22 protein-coding genes are annotated in these 21324 nt (G+C 74.9%); 13 read left to right on the top strand and 9 right to left on the bottom strand.

Annotated elements, in window-relative coordinates; all coding sequences use genetic code 11:
- Nucleotides 1–50: 50 nt before the first annotated feature.
- Nucleotides 51–521: a MarR family winged helix-turn-helix transcriptional regulator gene (locus IE98_RS0126450; protein ID WP_030273105.1), complete on the bottom strand. Its 471-nt coding sequence runs from the start codon at nt 519–521 to the stop codon at nt 51–53.
- 124 nt (nt 522–645) lie between these two features.
- Here IE98_RS0126450 and IE98_RS0126445 point away from each other — a divergent pair, with 124 nt between their 5' ends.
- Nucleotides 646–1056: an organic hydroperoxide resistance protein gene (locus IE98_RS0126445; RefSeq protein WP_030273103.1), complete on the top strand. Its 411-nt coding sequence runs from the start codon at nt 646–648 to the stop codon at nt 1054–1056.
- Nucleotides 1057–1149: 93 nt separating this feature from the next.
- On the opposite strand, the gene IE98_RS0126440 is transcribed toward IE98_RS0126445, so the two are convergent.
- From IE98_RS0126440 to IE98_RS0126430, 3 genes are all read right to left on the bottom strand, one after another.
- On the bottom strand, nt 1150–1908 hold the full coding sequence (locus tag IE98_RS0126440; RefSeq protein WP_030273101.1) for a sporulation protein: 759 nt from the start codon (nt 1906–1908) through the stop codon (nt 1150–1152).
- An 88-nt stretch (nt 1909–1996) separates the two neighbouring features.
- Nucleotides 1997–2941: a M56 family metallopeptidase gene (locus tag IE98_RS0126435; RefSeq protein WP_030273100.1), complete on the bottom strand. Its 945-nt coding sequence runs from the start codon at nt 2939–2941 to the stop codon at nt 1997–1999.
- Nucleotides 2942–2944: 3 nt separating this feature from the next.
- Nucleotides 2945–3400: a BlaI/MecI/CopY family transcriptional regulator gene (locus IE98_RS0126430; RefSeq protein WP_030273099.1), complete on the bottom strand. Its 456-nt coding sequence runs from the start codon at nt 3398–3400 to the stop codon at nt 2945–2947.
- 230 nt (nt 3401–3630) lie between these two features.
- On the opposite strand from IE98_RS0126430, the gene IE98_RS0126425 reads away from it, so the two are divergent.
- Nucleotides 3631–4206, top strand: coding sequence for a TerD family protein (locus IE98_RS0126425; RefSeq protein ID WP_030273098.1), 576 nt, complete (start codon nt 3631–3633; stop codon nt 4204–4206).
- Nucleotides 4207–4230: 24 nt separating this feature from the next.
- Here the strand turns inward: IE98_RS0126425 and IE98_RS0126420 are convergent, their stop codons facing one another.
- The 3 genes from IE98_RS0126420 to IE98_RS0126410 form a co-directional block, all read right to left on the bottom strand.
- Entirely contained in the window at nt 4231–5112 is an 882-nt protein-coding gene (locus IE98_RS0126420) for a GNAT family N-acetyltransferase (RefSeq protein WP_030273097.1), read from the bottom strand.
- A 137-nt stretch (nt 5113–5249) separates the two neighbouring features.
- Nucleotides 5250–5741: a hypothetical protein gene (locus IE98_RS0126415; protein ID WP_052390996.1), complete on the bottom strand. Its 492-nt coding sequence runs from the start codon at nt 5739–5741 to the stop codon at nt 5250–5252.
- Nucleotides 5742–6036: 295 nt separating this feature from the next.
- Nucleotides 6037–6978: an AfsR/SARP family transcriptional regulator gene (locus tag IE98_RS0126410; protein ID WP_159401075.1), complete on the bottom strand. Its 942-nt coding sequence runs from the start codon at nt 6976–6978 to the stop codon at nt 6037–6039.
- A gap of 422 nt (nt 6979–7400) precedes the next feature.
- On the opposite strand from IE98_RS0126410, the gene IE98_RS0126405 reads away from it, so the two are divergent.
- The 7 genes from IE98_RS0126405 to IE98_RS0126375 all read left to right on the top strand — a co-directional run bounded on the left by IE98_RS0126405 (nt 7401) and on the right by IE98_RS0126375 (nt 16394).
- On the top strand, nt 7401–8888 hold the full coding sequence (locus tag IE98_RS0126405) for a vanadium-dependent haloperoxidase (protein WP_030273093.1): 1488 nt from the start codon (nt 7401–7403) through the stop codon (nt 8886–8888).
- Nucleotides 8889–8915: 27 nt separating this feature from the next.
- Nucleotides 8916–9464, top strand: a complete 549-nt coding sequence (locus IE98_RS0126400; RefSeq protein WP_078661322.1) for an HPP family protein — start codon at nt 8916–8918, stop codon at nt 9462–9464.
- A gap of 68 nt (nt 9465–9532) precedes the next feature.
- Nucleotides 9533–10399 (top strand): sulfurtransferase, encoded by an 867-nt coding sequence (locus IE98_RS0126395; protein ID WP_052390994.1) that lies wholly within the window; start codon nt 9533–9535, stop codon nt 10397–10399.
- The gene (locus IE98_RS45095) at nt 10392–10808 is read left to right on the top strand and encodes a cupin domain-containing protein (RefSeq protein WP_030273079.1); all 417 of its coding nucleotides are present in this window, start codon (nt 10392–10394) and stop codon (nt 10806–10808) included. The genes IE98_RS0126395 and IE98_RS45095 overlap by 8 nt, the downstream gene beginning before the upstream one ends.
- A 143-nt stretch (nt 10809–10951) precedes the next feature.
- On the top strand, nt 10952–11449 hold the full coding sequence (locus IE98_RS0126385; RefSeq protein WP_030273077.1) for a cobalamin B12-binding domain-containing protein: 498 nt from the start codon (nt 10952–10954) through the stop codon (nt 11447–11449).
- Nucleotides 11446–14691, top strand: coding sequence for an FAD/NAD(P)-binding protein (locus IE98_RS45090; RefSeq protein ID WP_052390993.1), 3246 nt, complete (start codon nt 11446–11448; stop codon nt 14689–14691). The genes IE98_RS0126385 and IE98_RS45090 overlap by 4 nt, the downstream gene beginning before the upstream one ends.
- Nucleotides 14688–16394, top strand: coding sequence for an AMP-binding protein (locus tag IE98_RS0126375; RefSeq protein ID WP_052390992.1), 1707 nt, complete (start codon nt 14688–14690; stop codon nt 16392–16394). The genes IE98_RS45090 and IE98_RS0126375 overlap by 4 nt, the downstream gene beginning before the upstream one ends.
- Before the next feature lie 28 nt (nt 16395–16422).
- Here IE98_RS0126375 and IE98_RS0126370 read toward each other — a convergent pair whose 3' ends face one another.
- Nucleotides 16423–17013 carry a TetR/AcrR family transcriptional regulator gene (locus IE98_RS0126370; RefSeq protein WP_030273070.1) on the bottom strand — a complete coding sequence of 197 codons (591 nt, stop codon included), beginning with the start codon at nt 17011–17013 and terminating at the stop codon, nt 16423–16425.
- Nucleotides 17014–17136: 123 nt separating this feature from the next.
- Between IE98_RS0126370 and IE98_RS0126365 the strand changes: the two genes are divergently transcribed.
- On the top strand, nt 17137–17682 hold the full coding sequence (locus IE98_RS0126365; RefSeq protein ID WP_030273068.1) for a carboxymuconolactone decarboxylase family protein: 546 nt from the start codon (nt 17137–17139) through the stop codon (nt 17680–17682).
- Nucleotides 17683–17798: 116 nt separating this feature from the next.
- Nucleotides 17799–18779 carry a LysR family transcriptional regulator gene (locus IE98_RS45085; RefSeq protein ID WP_052390991.1) on the top strand — a complete coding sequence of 327 codons (981 nt, stop codon included), beginning with the start codon at nt 17799–17801 and terminating at the stop codon, nt 18777–18779.
- A 48-nt stretch (nt 18780–18827) separates the two neighbouring features.
- On the opposite strand, the gene IE98_RS0126355 is transcribed toward IE98_RS45085, so the two are convergent.
- On the bottom strand, nt 18828–19103 hold the full coding sequence (locus IE98_RS0126355) for a hypothetical protein (RefSeq protein ID WP_030273063.1): 276 nt from the start codon (nt 19101–19103) through the stop codon (nt 18828–18830).
- 218 nt (nt 19104–19321) lie between these two features.
- On the opposite strand from IE98_RS0126355, the gene IE98_RS0126350 reads away from it, so the two are divergent.
- Complete coding sequence (locus IE98_RS0126350; protein ID WP_030273061.1) at nt 19322–20014, top strand: response regulator; 693 nt, start codon at nt 19322–19324, stop codon at nt 20012–20014.
- A 287-nt stretch (nt 20015–20301) separates the two neighbouring features.
- Nucleotides 20302–21324, top strand: a 1023-nt coding sequence (locus IE98_RS0126345; RefSeq protein ID WP_043175186.1) for a cbb3-type cytochrome c oxidase subunit I, incomplete at its 3' end; no start/stop codon positions are given.

Here is a 21324-nt window from a genome sequence, read left to right as displayed (position 1 = left end):
CGGGCCGTCACCCGGACGGGCCGGGCCGAACCAGGCCGGGCCGGGCCGGCTCAGAGCGTGGCGGCGGCCTCGTCCAGGGCGGTGGTGATCCGGCCGAGCAGCTGCTGCAGCCGGGCGAGCTCCTCGACGGTGACCGAGGAGGAGCGCAGGATGCGGCGGGGCACGGCCTCCAGGGCCTGCTCGCGGAGGGCGGCGCCCTCCTCGGTGAGGCGGACGGTGACCGAGCGCTCGTCCTCGGCGCTGCGCTCGCGGCGGACCCGGCCGGCCGCCTCCAGCCGCTTGATCAGCGGGGAGAGCGTGCCGGAGTCGAGCCGCAGCCGTTCGCCGATCTTCTTCACCGGCAGGTCGCCGTGCTCCCAGAGCACCAGCATCACCAGGTACTGCGGGTAGGTGAGGCCGAGGTCCTTGAGGACGATCCGGTACACGCTGTCGAAGGCGCGCGAGGCCGCGTGCAGCGAGAAGCAGATGTGGCGGTCGAGGCGGAGCAGGTCCCCCTCGGGCACCGCTGGCAGTGCGGTCATGGCTCCCAGGATAGCCGGGTCGCCGGCATTTAAGTTGTGCGCAATTTAGTTGTGTGCTCTACTTGTGGTCGCAGGGCAGCCGGGACCTCCGGCCGCCGCTCCGATGTGGGAAGAGGACGGGTCCATGGACGCGCTGTACACCGCTGTCGCCACCGCCAACGGCCGCGAGGGTCGGGCCGTGAGCTCCGACGGGCAGATCGACCTCCCGCTGGCCATGCCCCCGGCGCTCGGCGGCAACGGTCAGGGCACCAACCCCGAGCAGCTCTTCGCGGCGGGCTACGCGGCCTGCTTCGCCAGCGCCCTCGGCCTGGTCGGCCGGCAGTCCAAGGTCGACACCGGCGACGTCTCGGTGACCGCCGAGGTCAACATCGGCAAGGACGGGACCGGCTTCGGCCTCTCGGTGGTGCTGCGCGTCGAGGTGCCCGAGGCGATCGCCGGCGAGACCGCCGAGCTGCTGGTCAAGCAGGCGCACGAGGTCTGCCCGTACTCCAAGGCCACCCGCGGCAACATCCGGGTCGAGCTGGTCGTCGAGTAACCGGCACGGCGCGGGAACGGGGGAACGGGAACGGCGGACCGCCGGGGCAGGGAGAGTGCCCCGGCGGTCCGCCGTTCGTCGTTGCGGGTGCCGCTACAGCGCGGCGCGGATCCAGCCGTCCACCACGGACGTCAGGTCCTGCTGGGCCGCCGCGTGGTCGAGGTGGTGCGTGCGCACCGAGTCGCCGCCGTGCAGGAAGCCGCGCTTGTCGAACTCCAGGACCACCTCGACGCCGTACGCGTCGGCGATGAAGGTCACCTCGATCTCGTTGCAGCGGTGCGCGTACTGCGGCGCCGCCCGGAACTCGATCTCCTGGTAGAAGGGCAGCGTCTGCCGGGTACCGCGGATGTGGCCGGCCTCCAGGTCGGCCCGGGTGAAGCGGAAGCCGAGCGCGAGCAGGGCGTCCAGCACCCGCTGCTGCACCGGCAGGGCCTCGACCGCCAGCGGGTCGGCGTCGCCCTTGTCGAGCTGGCCGGCGATGTCCACCTCGGTGCGCACGCCGAGCGCCATGCCCGACAGGTGCTGGCCGGCGATGGAGGTCGCCGGGGTCTCGAACGGCACCGGGAGGGCGAACGGCACCGCGCGGTGCTCGCCGGCCGCCAGCCGCAGCGGACCGCTGACCACCGCGGAGGCGAAGGTCTTGTTGGTGTGCCCCTCGTGGTCCTCGTACTCGACCTCGACCCGGGCGACCAGGCCGAGGGTGATGCCGTTGATCTCCGCGTCGCGCTCGCCGCCGACCAGGTTCACCTGGCCGTGGATCGTGCCGCCGGGGTGCACGGTCGGCGTGGACAGGACCGTGTCCACGGTGGGTCCGCCGACGCCCAGCGCGCCGAGAAGCCGCTTGAACACCATCGGTGCTCTCCTTACCGAATCGGGGTGGTGAGGTGGCCGATCGTACTTTGCCCGCCCTTGACCCGGACGGCCCCGACCCGGCACGCCGTCACAGCGGCGTGGCGGCCTTCAGCACCAGGAGCAGCGCGGTGGCCGCGTTCAGCGCGGAGAGCGCGGAGACGGCGGTGCCCGCCGCGGCCAGCATCGCGGCCGGGCCGGCCGGGCTGTCCGCGGGCGGCCAGGCGCGACCGGACGGCACCGGTCCGAGCAGCGCCGCGACCCGGCGCGGCACCGGACCGGGCGCGGGGTCGGCGAAGGCGGGCAGCCCCGGCAGGCCCGACTCGTGGGCCACCAGGGCCGCCCGGGCGACCGCCCGGGCCGTCGTCCGCCGGTCGCCGACCGCGCCCGCGGCCTCCTCGTCGGCCCACCGCTCGGTGGAGTACGCCACCGCCCGGTGCAGCGGCCGCAGGAACGGGTTCACGCAGGCGGCCAGCCGGGTGGCCAGCAGGTAGCGGTGGTGGCGGTGCGTCAGATGGGCCTGTTCGTGGGCGAGCAGGGCAGCCCGCTCGTCCTCGGCCAAGTGCCCCAGCATGCCGGTGGAGACCACGATCCGGCCGGGGCCGCCGGGCAGCGCGTAGGCGTACGGGCGGTCGTCGGGCAGCACCGCGGGCCCGTCCCCCGCCGGGAGGTCGGCGACGGCGCGGCGCGCCCGGGCGGCGACCCGCAGCCGGCCCGCGAGCGTGCGGGCGACCGCACCGAGCACCACCGCGAGCATCGCGATCGAGGCCGCGCCCACCTCCACGTGGAAGGGCACCATGTCGCGCACCTCGGGGTCGGACCAGCTGTCCGGCAGCGGGTTGCCGGGGATCTGAGCCGTCCCCAGCACCCCGAGCAGGCCGAGGCAGAGCGCGCTGCACCCGGCCATCGCCAGGCCGAACCCGGTCAGCAGCCGGGTCGCGGCACGCGGGTGCAGGTGCTGCTCGGCGAGCCGGGAGATCGGCAGGGCGGTCAGCGGCAGCACCAGCGGCAGGAAGAGGAAGACGAGGACGGCCACGGCTCAGCCCTCGCGGTGGGCCGGCCCGTCGCGCTCCGGGTCGCCGCCGGCGGGCTGCGCCGCGCCGTCCGAGGCGCTGTCCAGCAGGGTCCGCAGCAGCACCTCGTCGTGCGGGAGCAGCGCGGAGACGAAGCTGGCGAGCACCGCGTCGCGGTCGGCCTCGCTGTCGAGCACCCGGCGCATCTTCAGGGCGGCGAGTCCGGCCGCGTCGGCGGCCGCCTGCCAGTGGTACGAGCGGCCGGAACGGGTGCGCGAGACGGCGTTCTTGGCGTGCAGCCGGGAGAGGATGGTGACGACCGTGGTGTAGGCGAGTCCGCCGTCCAGCCGCTGCTGGACCCAGCCCGCGGTGGCCGGTCCCGGTGCCTCCCGCAGCACCTCCAGCACCTGGGCCTCCAGCTCGCCCTGACCGCGGCGGCGGGCCCGGAACCCGCCGGCGGAGGGCTCGCGCTCCTGGACCATCCCGGCGCCTCCCGTGCGTCCCGGCAGGGCTGCGCCCGCCCGCTGCTGCGCGCCGCGGGTGCGACGGCGGCGCCATCCTACTGAGCGGTTCGGCCGGGGCCCTCCGGCGAGTGCGCACCGGGCTGCGGGGAAGGGCCCGTCCGGCCTCTACAGTGCTGTAGATTCATGGCTCACAGTGATCGGATCGGCCGGGCGGACGGGCCCGGTGCGGCACTCCGGGAGGGGAAGCCATGGGAGTCTCGCTGGCCAAGGGCGGCAACGTCTCGCTGAGCAAGGAGGCCCCGGGGCTGACGTCGGTCATCGTCGGTCTCGGCTGGGACGTCCGCTCGACCACGGGCGCCGACTTCGACCTCGACGCCAGCGCCCTGCTGTGCGGCGAGAACGGCCGGGTGATGACCGACCAGCACTTCGTCTTCTACAACAACCTGGCCAGCCCGGACGGTTCGGTCGAGCACAGCGGCGACAACCTGACCGGCGGCGGAGACGGCGACGACGAGCAGATCAAGGTCGACCTGGTCGGCGTGCCGCTCGCCGTCTCGAAGATCGTCTTCCCGGTGTCGATCTACGACGCCGAGAGCCGGCTGCAGAACTTCGGCCAGGTCCGCAACGCCTTCATCCGCGTGGTCGACCAGGCCACCGGCCGCGAGGTCGCCCGCTACGACCTCTCCGAGGACGCCTCCAGCGAGACCGCGATGGTCTTCGGCGAGCTCTACCGGTACGGCGCGGACTGGAAGTTCCGCGCGATCGGCCAGGGCTACGCCTCGGGCCTGCGCGGCATCGCGCTGGACTACGGCGTCAACGTCTGACCGACCGGTCCCGCCCGGGGACCGTCACAGGTCCAGCCGGTAGTGGCAGAGGCGGCGCGTCGGACGGTAGCCGAGGGCTTCGTTGGCGCGCCGCATCGGCGTGTTCTCCTCCGCGGTGTCGGTCTTCAGCCCCTCCAGCGCCGGGTGCCGGCGCCGGGCGGTGCCGATCGACGCCGCCTTCATCCAGCCGGTCAGTCCGCGGCCGCGGTGGGCGGGCAGCACGCCCGTGCCGTAGTGCCGGCCGGCGCCGGTGCCGTCGCCCGGCACCACCAGTTCGGTGAAGGCCACCAGGGCGCCGTCCTCCTCGGACAGCACCGCGACGGTGTGCAGCAGGTCGCCGCGGGCCGCGACCGCTTCGGCCGCGGCCCGCAGCCGCTCCGCCGTCCAGCGGACCGGGCGGTGGCCCGTCCCGCCGAGCGGCATGTCGTCCATCGCCGGGCGGGCGGCGAGGTAGCGCTCCAGCAGCTCGTCCGGGACGGCACCGTCCCAGTCCACCAACCGGTAGCCGGGGTGCGGCCGTTCGACGCGGGCGGCGAGCGCGGCCCCGTCCGCGTCGGCCAGCGGCAGCCGGGTCTCGATCAGGACGAGCACCCGGCGCAGCCCGCGGGCGGCGAGGAAGGCCTCGCCGGGCCCGCCCTCCTCGGCGACGGCGAGCAGGACCTCCCGGCCGTCCGCCCTGGCCGCGGCGGCGGCGGCCTCCAGCAGCAGGGCGCCGGTGCCGCGGCGGCGCCCGGCCGGGTGCACGGCGATCTCCGCCTCGGCCAGGTGGGCCTGTTCCTCGCGGTCGGAGAGCGTCAGGAAGGCCGTTCCCACCGGTGACCCGTCGTCGTCGGCGGCGAGCCAGGCGGCGCGGCGCCGGTGCGGGCCGGCGGAGGGGTCGGTGAGGGCGGTGAGGCGGATCGGCACGGCGGCTCCAGGCACTCCGGGCGGACGGCGGGCCCGGCGACCGTAGGCAGCACCGGCCCCGCGCCGCAAAGCAATTACGGCTCCGCCCCCGCCCCGGGCGCAGGCCCGCCCCACGGGCCGTAGGGGCGCCGCAGCTCCTAGGCGCCGTCGCGGTGTCGGCGGGAGCCGGTGGTGACGACCAGGACGGCGGCGAGCAGCACCAGGTTCTTCACCACGAACTCGCCGACCAGGGTGAGCAGCAGCGGGTTGCCGTCGTCGAAGGCCGAGCCGGGCATGAACAGCAGGACGCCGAAGGTGCCGCACAGGTGGGCGCCGAGCACCGGCAGGGCGAGCAGCAGACCGCGGCCGGAGAGCAGCCAGAGGCCGAGCAGCACCTCGACCCAGCCGAGGGCGGGGACGACCCAGCCGCCGGGGTGGCCCGGGATGGTGCCGGTCACCAGGACGCCGGCCGGGCTGCGCTCGATGATCTTCAATATGCCGAACCACACGTACAGCACGCCGAGTCCGGCCCGCAGCAGGGTCAGGCCCCAGCGGTGGAGTCCGGGGAGCAGACGGGCGGTCACGGTCCGCGGCGCGGGCGCGGCGGTCAGCAGCGGGCCGGGCGGCTTGAGCTCGGGGGTCACGGTCACGGCGGATTGCCTCCAGAACACGGCGGATGACGGGTCGGGACGGGTCGACGCGGGCAGGGCGCAGCGGCGCGGGGAGCGGTGCGCGGACCGGTCCCGGCAGGTGTCTTCGAAGGGCGCTCGGACGGTCGTTCAGGGGCGCGCGGGGGCACCTCCCGGCCGGAGGCCGGGGGGACCGCGCGATGCGGATGCGGCCCACCGCGCGGACCGGGGGTGACTCGGACTCGCCACGAGCACCGTTCCCGGACCGCGCGGTCGCCCGAGCCCTGCGGGCACACGTCGCCCGTCGAGGACGGTCCTAGGGGGCGTCGTGGCGGCCCGTGGCCGGCCGGTGCAGGCTTCGCAGGCTGCGGACGCCCTTGTCGCCGCCGTCGTGCGGCCCGCCGGGCCGGCCGCCCGTGTCTCGGGCCGCCGGCTCGCGGCCGCCGAGCTCCCGCCGGAGCAGTTCCCGGTAGGTGGCCCGGTAGGTGGTGGCGGCGATCCGGTTGCCGGCCGCCAGGTAGGCGGCGACCAGCGTCTCGTGCGCGCTCTCGCGCAGGTTGTCGGCGTGGATGGCGATCAGGGCGGCGTCCACCGCGGCGCCCACCCAGCCGGCCTGGACGAGCCGGAAGGAGAGTGCCTCCAGGGTGTGCAGGCGCTGTTCGCGCCAGCGCATCCGGTGGTGGTCGAGCCAGTCCTCCTCCCAGTCGGGCAGCAGGTCGTTTCCGAAGTCGCAGGCGGCGGCCCGGCCGAGTTCCTCGGCGTCCAGCGGGAGCGCGAGGTTGAGCACCCGGGTGGCGGTGGTGCGCAGTTCGCCGAGGTCGGTGGTGACGTCCGGGGCGAGCCGGAGCCGTTCCCGGCCTTCGTGGAGCAGGTCGGCGCGGCAGCCGGGGAGCCGGTGCAGCGCGGTGCGCAGGGCCGCTCCGGCGCGGGCGGGTTCCAGGCCCGGCCAGAGGACGGCGGCGGCCCTGGAGCGGGTGAGACCGCCCTGTTCGACGGCGAGCAGGGCGAGCAGGCGGCGGGCGCCGATGCCCGGCTGGACCTCCTCGCCGTCGAGGTGCAGGGCGAAGCCGCCCAGCAGGTCGATCCGCACGCCCGTCGCGGGGCACGGACGGTGGCCGTCCGGGCCGTCGGCGGCCCGCAGGGCGCGCGGGCGCGGTGGTGGTGGAGAGGGGTCGGTCGCGGCGCTCCGGCGCGCCTGACCGCCCCTGGCGGTGGTGACGCCGCGGATGCCGACGCCTCCCGGAAGTGCTTGGATCATGGCTTGCCCCCGTGTTCGCACCGTAGGTCCGCCCGGGGGCGGTCCGTGGCGTCGCGGCGCCGGGGGCGGGCACCTCGCCGCGGTGTCGTCCGCGCTGCGGTGCCGTGCCCGGTGCCGCTCGCCGGTCCCGCTCCCTGGTGTCGGGCGGCCTGTTTTCCACGCTAACCACCGCGGGTCGGCGGCAGCGAGCGCCATCGCCGCATTGCATGGGAGCCATAGAAGAAGCCGATCGACGTCCGGACGGGCACCGCTCGTCTGAGCAGCATCGATTCCGGCCCGCACAAATGTTTGACGAGACACCGTCAGCTCCCGTGCAACACGGTGCAATGCGGCTGCAACGTTCATGCCACGAACCGTCACATACCTTCCGCACAAAGCCGCTTCCCCGGCCGTCGGCCCGAACGCGAGAAGGAACGACACCGATGACCCTTCCCCTCCCCACCCGAAACACCACCCGCCGCCGGGTCATCGCCGCCGGACTCGGCGTGGCCGGCGCGCTGGCCCTGCCCGCCACCGCGTGGGCCTCCGAGACCCGCACCGGCCGCCGCGCGGCGGGCGCGCACCAGGTCAGCGTCATCGTGCGCTGGAACCAGGCCGTGATGGACGCCATCCTCGCCGAGTACAAGCTCGCCGGCACGGTGTTCGGCCCGGCGACCATCAACGCCCGGGCGCTGGCCGTCATCCACAACGCGATATACGACGCCTGGGCCTGCTACGACTCCTGCGCGGTCGGCACCCGGTTCGGCGGCTCGCTGCGCCGCCCGCGCCGCGAGCGCACCCTCGCCAACAAGAGCGAGGCGGTCAGCTACGCGGCCCACCTCGCGATGCGCGACCTCTTCCCGAACCAGGCGGCCGCCGCCGACTCCTTCATGCTCAGCCTCGGCTACGACCCCAACGCCCAGGCCGGCCCGAACACCCCGGCCGGGATCGGCCGCCGCACCGCCCAGGCGGTGCTCGACTTCCGCCACCAGGACGGCGCCAACCAGGGCGGCGGCTACGTCGACACCACCGGCTACACCGCGGTGAACCAGCCGCAGTCGATCGCCGCCTTCGACCCGGCCCTGGTCACCGCGCCCGAGCACTGGACCCCGCTGATCGTCGGCGGCAAGGCGCAGAAGTTCCTCACCCCGCAGTTCTCGGTGATGACGCCGTTCGCGCTGACCCGGCCGGACCAGTTCACCGTGGCGGCCCCGCCGGCCTACCCGTCCACCCGGATGTCGGACGCGATCGAGGAGCTGGTGGACATCAGCGCCGGTCTCACCGACGAGCACAAGGCGATCGCCGAGTTCTGGCTGGACAACGACGTCACCCCGCCCGGCGCGCAGCAGTCCTGGGCCCGGTTCGTGTCGGCCCGCGACGGCTACGGCATCGACGAGGACGCGCCACTGTTCTTCGGCCTCAACATGGCCGAGTGCGACGCCGCGATCGGTTCCTGGGCGGTCAAGCGGCAGTACGACTTCGCCCGCCCGTCGACGCTGGTCCCCTACGACCGCCGCGGCCAGCAGATCCGCGCCTGGGGCGGCCCCGGCCAGGGCACCGTCACCATGGACGGCGTGCACTGGCGGGCGTACGTGGCGGTGCCGGGCTTCCCCGCCACCGTCTCCGGCCACTCGACCTTCTCCGGCGCCGCGGCCGAGTTCCTCCGCCGCTTCACCGGCACCGACTCGTTCGGCGACTCCTACCTGTTCAAGGCCGGCACCTCGACCGTCGAGCCCGGGCTGACCCCGGCCGTGGACGTGACCCTGCAGTGGCCCACCTTCACCGCCGCCGCCGAGCAGGCCGGCATCTCCCGGATCTACGGCGGCATGCACTGGAGCTTCGACAACGGTCCCGGCCTGGAGATGGGCCACAAGATCGGTGTGGTTGTGCACCGCAAGGCCATGGACCTCCTCCATGGCTCGCACAACTGACGCCGTCACCACGGGAGCTGACACACCATGACGAACCAGACCGCCAATCGGCCGGCCTCCGCGGCCGGTCCGGCCGCCGGGACGGGCGGGGGCCTCGGCGGCCGCGCGCCGGCCTTCGCAGGCACCCGGGCCACCGTCGCCGGCACGCTCGCGACCATCGTGTCGCTGCTGGTGCTGGCCGTGATCGGCAAGGCGACCGACTCGCTGCTGCTGATCGCGCCGCTCGCCGCGACCGCGATGATCATCTGCGCCAGTCCGGCCCTGCCGCCGGCCCAGCCGCGCAACGTGCTGCTCGGGCAGATCGGCTCCGCGGTGATCGGCTACGCGGCCGCCGCGGTCGCCGGCCACTCGCTGTGGACGGCCTCGGTCGCGGCCGGCCTCTCGGTCGCCCTGATGGGCGTGCTGCGGGCCGTCCACGCGCCGGCCGCCGCCACCGCGGTGCTGGTGGTCGTCCAGCACCCGGCCCCCGCACGGTTCCTGCTGCTGCTCGCGGCGGGCAGCGTGCTGCTGATCCTGGTCGGCCTGCTGGCCTCCAGGATCGGCGCGATCGGCAAGTACCCCACCTACTGGTGGTGACCGCACCCGGCGGACCGGCGGCCCTCGGCCGCCGGTCCGGCCGGCCCAGCGATCCGAAGGGAGAAACGATGGACCGCGAGAGCGTCCTGGTCGACTGCGACTGGGTCCGGACCCACGGCTCCGACGGGGGCGTCGTCCTCGTCGAGATCACCGACGGCGGCCCGAACCCGGGCGGCCGGATACCCGGGGCGGTCAGCCTCGACTGGACGACCGACCTGCAGGACCGCGTCCGCCGTGACCTGATCGGCCCGGAGGCGTTCGCCGCCCTCCTCGGCCGGCACGGCATCGGCCCGGACGACACGGTCGTGTTCTACAGCGGCAACAGCAACTGGTGGGCCGCGGCCGGCTACTGGCAGTTCCGGCTGCACGGCCACCGCGAACTGCGGCTGCTGGACGGCGGCCGCGCCCGCTGGGAGGCGCTCGGCGGCGACCTGACCGTCGAGGCGCCCGTCCGGACGCCGGTGGAGTACCCCGTCCGCCCGCTCGACGCGTCGCTGCGCGCCCACCGGGACACCGTCCTCGGCGGCATCGGCGCGATCAACCTGGTGGACTGCCGCTCGCTGGAGGAGTACCTCGGCCAGCGCACGGCCCCGCCCGGGGTCCCGGACGACCAGGGTGTGCGGCCCGGCCACGCCGAGTCCGCGCAGCACATCCCGTGGAGCGCGACCGTCCGCCCGGACGGCACCTTCCGCGACGCGGAGGAGCTGGAGGCGCTCTACAGCCAGCTCGACAAGGACGCGCCGACCGTCGTCTACTGCCGGATCGGCTGGCGGTCCGCGCACAGCTGGTTCGTGCTGAGCGAGCTGCTCGGACGCCCCGGCGTCGCCAACTACGACGGCGCCTGGCGGGAGTTCGGCTCCCTGATGGGCGCCCCGATCGTCTCCGGGCCGCTGCCCTGGGGCGTCGTCCGCACCTCGGAGGTGGCCCGTGCCTGACGTGACGGTGATGCGCGACGTCCTGCGCAACGGCTTCGACCAGACCGACCTGCCCTGGGTGCCGTGGACCGAACCCGGCCGCGTGGGCGTCGAGTTCGTCGTCCTGTGGGGGCCGGACGCGGAGCGGGGCGAGGACTCCGCGGCGCTGCTGCTGCGCTTCCCGCCCGGCGCGCACGGCGACTTCCACGAGCACCTGGGCCACGAGCTGATGCTCGTCCTCGACGGGGTCCTCGACCACAGCGACGGCCGCAGCTTCGTCCGCGGCGACCTCGTCGTGGAGGAGCCCGGCACCCGGCACCAGATGTCCAGCGCCGAGGGCTGCACGGTGCTCGCCGTCCGGGCCCGCCCGGCCTCGGCCCGCACGCCCGAGGCGGACGAGATCACCACCGGGGTCGGCGCCGACGCCTGACCCGTCGTCCGAACCGCTGCCGGGTACCGGAGCCGCGCCCACCACGGCGCCCCGGTACCCGGCCGCCGCACGACGGGCGCCCGCCACCCGCGGCAGCGCCCGTACCCGCCCGGCACAGCCCCGTCGCCACCCGAGGAGTAGCCATGTCGCCCACCCGAACCCTGACGCCGTACCCGCTGCGCCCCGCCGCTGCCGCGCCGGAGCCAGCCGAGAGCCGCCGCGTGCTGCTCACCACCGGGTCCTCCGACGCGCACACCTGGAACCTCGTGCACCTGCAGCTGCTGTTGGAGGAGAACGGCCACTCGGTGCTCAACCTGGGCCCGTGCGTGCCGGAGCAGCTGCTCGTCGACACCGCGCAGCTGACCCGCCCGGACCTGGTGGTGTTCAGCTCCGTCAACGGCCACGGCCACCTGGACGGCCTGCGGGCGGCCAGGGCGCTGCGTGCCGAGCGCAGCACCGGCGACATCCCGCTGGTGATCGGCGGCCTGCTGGGCATCTCGCCGGAGGGCGCCGAGCAGCGCACCGCCGAGCTCCTCGCGGCCGGTTTCGACCAGGTGCACAGCGACGGCACCAAGCCCGACGTGCTGCTGGCGTACCTGGCCCAGCTGCCCGCCACCTGTACCGAGCGGGCCGCCGCGTGACCCGCTCACCCGCCTCCCCACCGGACCTCGGCGCCTACGTCCGCGCCGCCGCCGGCGCCGGCGAGCTCGTCGTCCAGCCCCGCATGGGCATGGCCGTCCCCAGCGAGATGGCCGCCGGCCTGACCGCGGTGGCCGGGCTCTCAGAGCGCACCGTCGGCACCATCACCCTCGACAGCTACACCCGGGTCGGCGACCACAGCGCCGCCGTCGCGGCCGTCCGGGCCGGCAAGCCGCTGAACGGCTTCCCGCTGGTCGGGCACGGCCCCCGGACCACCGCCAAGGTCGCCGCCGCGGCCGGCCGGCACACGCCGGTGCAGGTGCGGCACGGCTCCGCCGACCCGCGGGCGATCTTCCGCACGATGGCCGCCGCGGGTCTGGGCACCAGTGAGGGCGGCCCGGTCTCGTACTGCCTGCCGTACGGGCGCACGCCGCTCGCCGAGTCGGTCGCCGCCTGGCGGGAGGCCACCCGCTTCCTCGCCGAGGAGAGCCGCGCCAACGGGATCCGCGCGCACCTGGAGTCCTTCGGCGGCTGTCTGCTGGGGCAGCTCTGCCCGCCGTCGCTGCTGGTCGCGATGTCGGTGCTGGAGTGCCTGTTCTTCGCCCAGAACGGCATGACCAGCGTCTCGCTCAGCTACGCGCAGCAGACCAGCCCGCAGCAGGACGTCGAGGCGCTCGCCGCCCTCCGCCTGCTCGCCGAGGAACTGCTGCCGCCGACCGTCGACCGGCACGTCGTCCTCTACACGTACATGGGCGTCTTCCCGCGGAGTGTGGCCGGGGCGGGCCTGCTGCTCAAGCGCAGCGCGGACCTCGCCGTCCGCGGCGGCGCCGAGCGCCTCATCGTCAAGACCGAGACCGAGGCGCACCGGATCCCGACCGTGGCCGAGAACCTGACCGCGCTGCGGGCCGCCGCCGCGCAGGCCCGGCGCACCCGCCGGGAGCTCGCCGAGGCACCGCGCGAGGTCTCCGGCGAGGCCGGCGAGGTGCTGCTGGAGGCGCGGGCGCTGATCACGGCGGTGCTGTCGCTCTCCGACGACGTCGGCACCGCGCTGCTGCGGGCGTTCCACCGCGGCGTCCTCGACATCCCGTACTGCCTGCACCCGGACAACCGGGGCGCGGCCCGCGGCACCATCGGCGACGACGGCCGGCTGCGCTGGTCCGAGGTCGGCGCGATGCCGCTGCTGGCCACCGTGGGCCGTTCCGGGGCGATGACCTCGAACCGGCTGTCGCTGATGCTCCGCCGGGTCGCCGAGCAGCACGACCGGGAGGCCGCCCGCGAGGCCCCGGAGCCGGTGGCCGCGCCGGCCGCGCCGACGCCGCTGCGGATCGGTCTGATCGGCGGCGGGCCGCGCGGCCTGTCGATCCTGGAGCGGCTGGTCGCCCGGTGCGCCGAGCGGCCGCCGGCCCGGCCGGTGGAGGTCACCGCGGTGGACCCGTACTGCATCGGGGCCGGCCGGATCTGGCGGCCGGAGCAGTCGCCGTGGTTCCTGATGAACACCCCGGCGCGCGAGGTGACGATGTTCTCGGGGCCGTCCGACGGCGGCCCGGCGAGACCGGGCGCCGGCCCGACCCTCGCCGAGTGGTGGGCCGTCGCCGACCCGGAGAACGCCGACCCGGAGGGCTACGCGCCGCGCGTCGTCTACGGGCGGTACCTGCGGTTCGTGCTGGGCCTGGTGCTGGACGCCCGGGTGCCGGGGCTGACGATCCGTCCGGTGAAGGCCAGGGCGCTGACCACCGACCGCGGCCCGGCCGGGGACGGTACGGGCGAGCCGGTGCACCGGGTGCGGCTGGACCGCGGCGACGTGATCACCGTGGACCGGCTGGTGCTGGCCTCCGGCCACCCCACCAACGAGCTGGACGAGCAGCAGCGCGAGTGGCTGAACTTCGCCGAGGAGCACCCGCCGCTGCGGTACGTGGTCGGCGACTCGGCGGCCGAGATGCCGCTGGACGCCGTGCCGCCGGGCGCCACCGTCGGTGTCCTGGGCATGGGGCTGACCTTCTACGACGTGGTCTCGGCGCTGACGCTGGGCCGCGGCGGCCGGTTCCTGCCCGCGGAGGGCGGCGGCCTGCGCTACCTGCCCAGCGGCCGCGAGCCGCGGATCGTCCCGGCCTCCCGCAGCGGGATCCCGCTGCTGACCCGCGGCCGGAACCAGAAGACCGCCGAATTCCGTTATCGGGCGAGGCTGTTCACCCCGGAGCGGATGGCCGCGATGCGTGCCGCGGGGCCGCTGGACTTCCAGTCCCAGGTGCTGCCCTGGCTGCTCGCGGAGATGAACATCGTGCTGCTCGGCACCCGGCTGCGGCACGCCGTCGGGCCGGACGCCGAGCGGGAGTTCGGCGAGCTGGCGGCGGCCGTCCACCGGGAGGAGCCGCCGAGCCCGGCGGCGCTGGCCGTGCTGGCGGAGGGCTTCGGGCCGGCCGGCGAGCCGCTGGACGCGCTGTGGCGCCTCGCCCGGCCGTTCGCCGGACGCCGGTTCGCCTCGCCCGCCGAGTACCGGCAGGAGCTGGCCGACTGGCTGCGCGAGGACCTCGCGGACGCCGTCCTGGGCAACTACGAGGGCCCGGTGAAGGCCGCGAGCGACGTGCTGCGGGACGTCCGGGCGACCATCCGCTCGGTGGTCGACTTCGGTGGGCTGACGCCCGACTCGCACCGCCGCTTCCTGGCGGACTTCAACCCGGTCGCCGCGGTGATCTCCACCGGCCCGCCGGCGCAGCGCTCGGAGCAGTTCCTGGCGCTGCTGGCGGCGGGGGTGGTGGAGCCGGTCGGTCCGGCGGCCCGATTCCGGGCCGACCGCGACCTGGGCTGCTTCACCGTCGAGTCCGGCCAGGTGGAGGACTCCCGGGTGCGGCTGGACGCGCTGGTCGACGCCCGGGTGCCCAGCACCGACCTGCGCTCGGACCGCGACCCGCTGATCCGCGGCCTGCTCGCCGACGGGGTGATCCGCACCTTCGTCAACTCCTGGGCGGGCGGCGCGTTCGACACCGGCGGGCTGGCCACCACGGACACCCCGTTCCACCCGGTGCGGGCGGACGGCGGGATCGAGCGGACGATGTTCGTCCTCGGCATCCCGAGCGAGCACACCCGCTGGTTCACCCAGGTCGGCAGCGGTCGGCCGGGCCCGTGGGGCGCCTTCACCCGGGACGCCGACGCGATCGCCGAGGCCCTGCTGACCGAGGCGGCGCCGCGGGCCCGGCAGACCGCTGCCGAGCCTGCCGGGGCACTCGCCGGGCGGGCCGCCCGGTGAGCGGGCGGCCCGCGGCCTGGTGGACGCACCGCCGGACGGCCGCGCACGAGGAGTACCGGGCCGCCCGCGACCTGCTGCTGGAGCTGCGCGGCGACCGGGTGGCGGCCTGCGCCGCGTTCCGGTCTCCGCGGGCGGCGGAGTTCAACTGGGCGCTGGAGTGGTTCGACGTGGTCGCCGCGGACAATCCGCGGCCGGCGCTGCGGCTGCTCTCCCGGCCGGACGCCGCGGGCCGCACGACCGTGGCCGAGGAGCTGTCCTACGACGGGCTGTCGGCCCGCTCGGACACCCTCGCGGTGGCGCTGGCCGGCCTCGGGGTGCGCCGCGGCGACCGCGTCCTGCTGCTGCTCGGCACCCGCGCCGAGCTGTGGGAGAGCCTGCTCGGCTGTCTGAAGCTGGGTGCGGTGGTGGTCCCCTCGTACCAGGACGTGACCCGGGAGGAGGCCGCGGACCGGATCGGGCGCGGCCGGATCCGGCACGTGCTGTGCTCCGAGGAGGCGGCCGGGCTGCTGGACGGCCTGCCGGTGCCGGGGCTGCGGATCGCGCTCACCGACCGGCCGGCGGCCGGCTGGACGCGCTACCCGGACACCCGCTCCGCACCGGTGCCGTTCCTGCCGGACGGCCCGACGCGCTCCGCCGATCCGGCGTTCTGCTACTTCACCTCGGGCACCACCTCGCTGCCGAAACTGGTCGAGCACACCCATGCCAGCTATCCGGTCGGGCACCTGTCGAGCCTGTACTGGAACGGGCTGCGGCCGGGCGACCGGCACCTCAACCTGTCCGCCCCGGGCTGGGCGAAGCACTCCTGGAGCAGCTTCTTCGTCCCGTGGACGGCCGAGGCCGTGGTGCTGGCGCCGCCGGACGGTGGTCTGCCGCCGGAGGTGCTGCCCGGGGTGCTGGCGGACCACGGCGCGGACAGCTTCTGCGCCCCGCCGAGCGCCTGGCGGGCGATGCTGCCGCACCTGCACCGCACCCGGTCGGCCGTGCGGCTGCGCGAGGCCACCGCGGCGGGCGAGCAGTTGACCGCGGAGGTGTCGGCGGCGGTGGCCGCGGCCTGGCAGGTGCAGGTGCGGGACGGCTACGGACAGACCGAGGCCACCGCGCTGATCGGCCGCACCCCGGACGATCCGGCGCCGATCTCGCCGCTGGGGCACCCGCTGCCCGGCTGGACGGTGGTGCTGCGGGACCCGGCGACCGGTGCCCCGGGCGAGGCGGGCGAGGTCTGCCTCGACCTCTCCGAGCGCCCGGCCGGCCTGATGGCCGGCTACGCGGACGACCCGGAACGCACCGCCGCCGCACTGGCCGGCGGCCTGTACCGGACGGGCGACGTCGGCGAGCGCTGCGCGGACGGCTCGATCCGGCTGCTCGGCCGGCTGGACGAGGTGTTCAAGTCGTTCGGGCACCGGGTGTCGCCGGTGGAGATCGAGGCGGTGCTGCGCGCGCACCCGGAGGTCGCGGACGCGGCCGTGGTGCCGCGTCCGGACCCGGCCGGCGGGCTGGTGCCGTACGCGGTGGTGACGACCCGCCACGAGCCGCCGCACGGGGCCGGGGCGGCCCGGTTGCGCGGTGAGCTGCTGGCGCGGGCCGCGGAGCGGCTGGCGCCCGTGTTCGTGCCGCGCGGGCTGGAGTTCGCGGCCGAGCTGCCGCGGACCCGGTCCGGCAAGGTGCGCCGCGCGGAGCTGGCCGCGCGGTTCGCGGACGGCTGACCGGGATGCCCCGGTCGGCCGGCCGCGTTCAGCAGTCGGGCAGCGGCAGGTGCTCCTCGCGCTCGGCGGTGGCGAGCAGCGCCTCGGCGACGGCCCTGGCGCGCGGCGCGGCGTCGGTGGTGCGCTCGCGGAGCGCGGCGACGATCGCGCCGTCGCCCAGCAGGGCGAGCTGGCCGGCCAGGGTGCGGTGGCCGCGGTACCCGGCGGCGGCGAGCAGGCCGTCCAGGTACTCGATGACCTTCTCCTTGTGCTCGGCGGCGACCCGGTGCGCGGGGCTGGCCGGGTCGGCCTCCTCGACCATCGTGTTGATGAACGCGCAGCCGCGGAAGTCGGCCGCGGCGAAGCGCTCGGCGAGTCCGTCGAAGAGCGCGAGCGCGAGGTCGTCGGTGCCGCGCGGGCTGGCTTCGACGGTGTCGGTCAGCCAGCTGCGCCAGGCGGCGTCGCGGCGCTGGAGCACCTCGACGACCAGGTCGTCCTTGCTGGGGAAGTGCCGGTAGAAGGAGGCGCGGCCGACGCCGGACTCGCTCAGGATCCGCTCGACCCCGACCGCGCGGATGCCCTCCTCGTAGAACAGCCGCTCAGCGGCGGTGAGGAGTCGTTCTCTCGCATTGCTCGGCATCCGCAAACGGTACCACTCGGTTCTGATTTTTCGATGGACGTTGACGAAAGTCGGTACCGATCGGTACCGTCCTAGCTGTTTGGTACCGATCGGTTCCATCTCCGCCGCAACCGAGGAGACACCATGTCCCGTCTGCCCCTGCTGACCACCGAGACCGCCAACGAGGAGCAGCGCGAACTGCTGGAGAGCACGCTCAAGCAGCTCGGCAAGGTCCCGAACCTGTACGCGGCGCTCGCCAACGGCCCGGCCGCCCTGCGCGGCTACCTGGCTATGCGCGAGGCCCTGGTCGGCGGCACCTTCAGCACCAAGCAGCGCGAGCAGCTCGCCCTGTTCATCGCCCAGCGCAACAGCTGCACCTACTGCGTCTCCGCGCACACCATGCGCGGCGGCAAGGTCGGCCTGAGCCAGGAGCAGCTGCTCGACACCCGCCGCGGCACCGACACCGACCCGCACATGGACCAGGTGCTCAAGCTGACCGGCGAGGTCATGGCGAGCGGTGGCCGGGTCTCCGACACCGTGCTGGCCGAGGCCCGTGCGGCCGGCGTCACCGACGCGGAGATCGCCGAGATCGTCGGCCACGTCGCGCTGAACGTGCTGTCCAACTTCTTCAACCACGTCGCCGAGCCGGAGCTCGACTTCCCGCTGGTCGACGCCCACGACCTGGCCTGACGGCCCCGGCGGTCGCGGGGCGCCCGGAGTCGGCACTCCGGCGCCCCCGCCGCCCGCCGGCGGCCGCCTCCACCACCACACCGGCACCACCCGGGCGGCATGCGGGAGCAGCAGCAGTGGACATCGACGTCAAGACCCTGAGAACGTTCTGCGAGGTCATCAGAACCGGCTCGTTCACCAGCGCCGCCCACCGGCTGGGCTACTCCCAGTCGAGCGTGACGGCCCAGATGCGCGCCCTGGAGCGGCAGGTGGGCGCTCCGGTCTTCCACCGACTGCCCAACGGGGTGCGGCTCACCCCGGCGGGCTCCACCCTCCGCGGCTACGCCGGCCAACTGCTCACCCTGGTGGGCGAGATGGAGGAGGCACTGCGGGGGCCCTCGGCCACCGCGCCGCGGCTGCGGGTCGGCCTGGTGCCGGCCCTGGCCTACGGCGAACAGCTGGCCAGGATCGCCCAGTTCGGCCGTCGCCTGCTGCCCGGCGTGCAGCTGGCGCTGCGGGTGATGGGCACCGCGGAGATCCATGCGGCACTGCGGACCGGCGGTCTGGACGGTGCCTTCCTGCTGACCGGCCGCGAGCACCGGCCGGCACCCGCGGCACCCGTCCCGGTGCTCAGCGGAGCCCCGGGGCGGGCCGCCGACCGGGCCCGCACCGCGGTGCTCGCCGAGCGCGCCTCGGCCGTCCGCGAGCGGCCCGAGGCACCGACCGAGATCCCCGTCCAGGACCTGGAGTTCACCCCCAGCACCAGCGTCGGGGCGCGGCCGCCCGCCTGCCACCAGGTCGTGGTGGCCGACCCGGACTGCCCCTCGCAGCGCTGGCTGCCGGAGTTCCTCCGGCTGCGCGGCGGCGAACCGCCGGAGAGCCTCGAACTCGGCTCGATGGACGGGGTGCACGCCACCGTGACGGCCGGGCTCGGCTGCGCGATGCTGCCGACCGGGCTGGCCGCCCAGCCGTACGGCGGTGGCCTGGCGCCGATCCCCGGTGTGCCGCGGATGCAGTGGACGGTCTCCCTGCTGGCCTCCCGCACCAAGGAGTTCCGCGAGGGCCACCGCCAGGGACTGGCGGACGCCATCCGGCTCGCGCTGACCTGCCCGGCCTGACGGACCGGAACCGGACGGGCCGCGGCGCGCGGCCCGACGGCCGGCCGGTCAGCCCTGCGGCGACAGGTCGTGGCGGTGCACCTCGTGCACGCGGTACGGCACACCGGGCACTCCGATGCCGAGCGCCCGCATCCGCTCCGCGAAACGGTTCATCGACTCCGCGGAGTCCCACAGGTCGACGACCCGGACGCCGTCGCCGGTCACGGCCGCGACGTGGGCCGGGCAGCCGGCGAAGATGCCGTCCTCCCGGGCGAGCCGCTCCCGGAACTCCTCGTACTGCTCCGTGGTCGCCCCGGGCAGGTCGACCTCCACGAGAACCGCCATCCCATCCAGCCTCTCCTCGGTCCGGCGCCGCCACGTCCGCCACGTCCGCCGCGTCCGCCGCGTCCGCCGCGGCAGGGTGCGCCCCCCCGATCTCGGGCCGGCCGGAGGGTGCCGCAAGCAGGGCCGTCCGGCCCTGTCGGCGGCCGTGGGCGGCCGGGGAGAATGCGGTGGCCCCTCCGCGGCGGACCGGGCCGGGAAGCATCGGAAGGAGAGGTGCCATGCTCGACGGCACGGTACGGACGGGTGCCGAGGGGCCGGTACGGGTCTTCCTGCTCGACGACCACGAGGTGGTGCGCCGGGGCGTACAGGACCTCCTCGACTCCGATCCCGGGCTGACCATCGTGGGGGAGGCCGCCACCGCCGAACAGGCCCTCGCCCGGGTGCCGGCGCTGCGGCCGGACGTGGCGGTCCTCGACGTCCGGCTGCCGGACGGCGACGGCGTGACCGTCTGCCGCGAACTGCGCTCCCGGATGCCGGAGCTGGCCTGCCTGATGCTGACCAGCTTCGACGACGAGGAGGCGCTGCTCGACGCCATCATGGCGGGTGCCTCCGGGTACGTGCTGAAGCAGATCTCCGGCACCGACCTGGTCTCCGCCGTGCGCACGGTGGCCGCCGGGCAGTCGCTGCTCGACCCGGGGGCCACCGGCCGGCTGATGGCCCGGCTGCGCCGCCGGGCGGACGCCCCGCAGCCGTCGCCGCTGCCGGCGCTCACCGAGCGCGAGACGCAGATCCTCCAGCTGGTCGGCGAGGGGCTGACCAACCGGCAGATCGGCGAGCGGCTCTACCTGGCCGAGAAGACCGTCAAGAACCACGTCTCCCGGCTGCTGGCGAAGCTGGGCGTGGAGCGCCGGGTGCAGGCCGCAGTCCTCGCCACGCAGGTGGCCGCCGACCGGGCTCCCGACCGCCACTGATCCTCCGCCGGGGGATTGGCCCTCCGCCCGGGGACGGCCGAGGCCCCGCCCGCCATGGGTTCGCATACGCAGCATTGGGCCGGACGGCGGAGCCGAACGTCACCGGGCCGGGGACGGTGGACCCCGCGGCCCGGGGACCAACGGCCCTGGGGCGCCCGCCCGGGCGCGTCGGAGCATGGAGCGCCGCCGGCCGGAGCGGACCCGGATGCCCCTGCACCCGCTCGTCCCGACTCCGAACCGCCGTGCGGCGGTCCGGGGTTCGGCGAGCAAGCGAAGGAGAGCGTCCGGTGGCTGCCATCGAGGCGACGGAGGGGACGGCCGGCGGGCCCGCCCGCGGACGACGGCCGGGGGCCGCAGTGGTGCGGTGGTTGACCACCACCGACCACAAGGCCATCGGCACGCTGTACCTGTGGTCCGCGTTCGGCTTCTTCCTGATCGGCGGCGTGCTCGCGCTCGTCATGCGGGCCGAACTGGCCAGGCCGGGGACGCAGATCCTCTCGAACGAGCAGTTCAACCAGGCGTTCACCATGCACGGCTCGATCATGCTGCTGCTGTTCGCGATGCCGCTGTTCACCGGCTTCGCGAACTGGATCATGCCGCTGCAGATCGGCGCCCCGGACGTGGCCTTCCCCCGGCTCAACATGCTGTCTTACTGGCTGTTCATGTTCGGCTCGCTGATAGCCGCGGCCGGTTTCGCCACCCCGCAGGGCGCCGCCGACTTCGGCTGGTTCCTCTACGCTCCGCTCTCCGACGCGGTGCACTCCCCCGGCGTCGGCGCCGACATGTGGATCATGGGCGTCACGCTGTCCGGCTTCGGCAGCATCCTCGGCGCCGTCAACTTCATCACCACAATCATCTGCATGCGCGCACCCGGCATGACGATGTTCCGGATGTCGATCTTCTGCTGGAACGTGCTGCTGACGGCCGTCCTGGTGCTGATCGTCTTCCCGGTGCTGGCTGCCGCGCTGCTCGGGCTGGAGGCGGACCGCAAGTTCGGGGCGCACGTCTTCGACCCGGCCAACGGCGGCGCCATGCTGTGGCAGCACCTGTTCTGGTTCTTCGGCCACCCTGAGGTCTACATCCTGGCGCTGCCGTTCTTCGGGATCGTCTCGGAGATCGTCCCGGTCTTCAGCCGCAAGCCGATGTTCGGCTACTCCGGCCTGATCGCGGCCACCATCGCGATCGCCGGCCTGTCGGTCACCGTCTGGGCGCACCACATGTACGTCACCGGCCAGGTGCTGCTGCCGTTCTTCTCCTTCATGACCTTCCTGATCGCCGTCCCGACCGGTGTGAAGTTCTTCAACTGGGTC

The sequence above is a fragment of the Streptomyces sp. NRRL B-24484 genome (genome assembly GCF_000717715.1).
Lineage (GTDB): Bacteria > Actinomycetota > Actinomycetes > Streptomycetales > Streptomycetaceae > Kitasatospora.
The sequence above is the reverse complement of the archived record's forward strand: the minus strand, read 5'-3'. Positions and strand labels throughout refer to the sequence as shown.

What these genes read in the sequence shown, in the direction of transcription:
- IE98_RS0126400 (WP_078661322.1), top strand. Translation starts at nt 8,916, where the DNA reads ATGACGAACCAGACCGCCAATCGGCCGGCCTCCGCGGCCGGTCCGGCC.
- IE98_RS0126395 (WP_052390994.1), top strand. Translation starts at nt 9,533, where the DNA reads ATGGACCGCGAGAGCGTCCTGGTCGACTGCGACTGGGTCCGGACCCAC.
- IE98_RS0126430 (WP_030273099.1), bottom strand. Translation starts at nt 3,400, where the DNA reads ATGGTCCAGGAGCGCGAGCCCTCCGCCGGCGGGTTCCGGGCCCGCCGC.
- IE98_RS0126410 (WP_159401075.1), bottom strand. Translation starts at nt 6,978, where the DNA reads ATGATCCAAGCACTTCCGGGAGGCGTCGGCATCCGCGGCGTCACCACC.
- IE98_RS0126385 (WP_030273077.1), top strand. Translation starts at nt 10,952, where the DNA reads ATGTCGCCCACCCGAACCCTGACGCCGTACCCGCTGCGCCCCGCCGCT.
- IE98_RS0126370 (WP_030273070.1), bottom strand. Translation starts at nt 17,013, where the DNA reads ATGCCGAGCAATGCGAGAGAACGACTCCTCACCGCCGCTGAGCGGCTG.
- IE98_RS0126425 (WP_030273098.1), top strand. Translation starts at nt 3,631, where the DNA reads ATGGGAGTCTCGCTGGCCAAGGGCGGCAACGTCTCGCTGAGCAAGGAG.
- IE98_RS0126350 (WP_030273061.1), top strand. Translation starts at nt 19,322, where the DNA reads ATGCTCGACGGCACGGTACGGACGGGTGCCGAGGGGCCGGTACGGGTC.
- IE98_RS0126445 (WP_030273103.1), top strand. Translation starts at nt 646, where the DNA reads ATGGACGCGCTGTACACCGCTGTCGCCACCGCCAACGGCCGCGAGGGT.
- IE98_RS0126405 (WP_030273093.1), top strand. Translation starts at nt 7,401, where the DNA reads ATGACCCTTCCCCTCCCCACCCGAAACACCACCCGCCGCCGGGTCATC.
- IE98_RS0126355 (WP_030273063.1), bottom strand. Translation starts at nt 19,103, where the DNA reads ATGGCGGTTCTCGTGGAGGTCGACCTGCCCGGGGCGACCACGGAGCAG.
- IE98_RS0126440 (WP_030273101.1), bottom strand. Translation starts at nt 1,908, where the DNA reads ATGGTGTTCAAGCGGCTTCTCGGCGCGCTGGGCGTCGGCGGACCCACC.
- IE98_RS0126365 (WP_030273068.1), top strand. Translation starts at nt 17,137, where the DNA reads ATGTCCCGTCTGCCCCTGCTGACCACCGAGACCGCCAACGAGGAGCAG.
- IE98_RS0126450 (WP_030273105.1), bottom strand. Translation starts at nt 521, where the DNA reads ATGACCGCACTGCCAGCGGTGCCCGAGGGGGACCTGCTCCGCCTCGAC.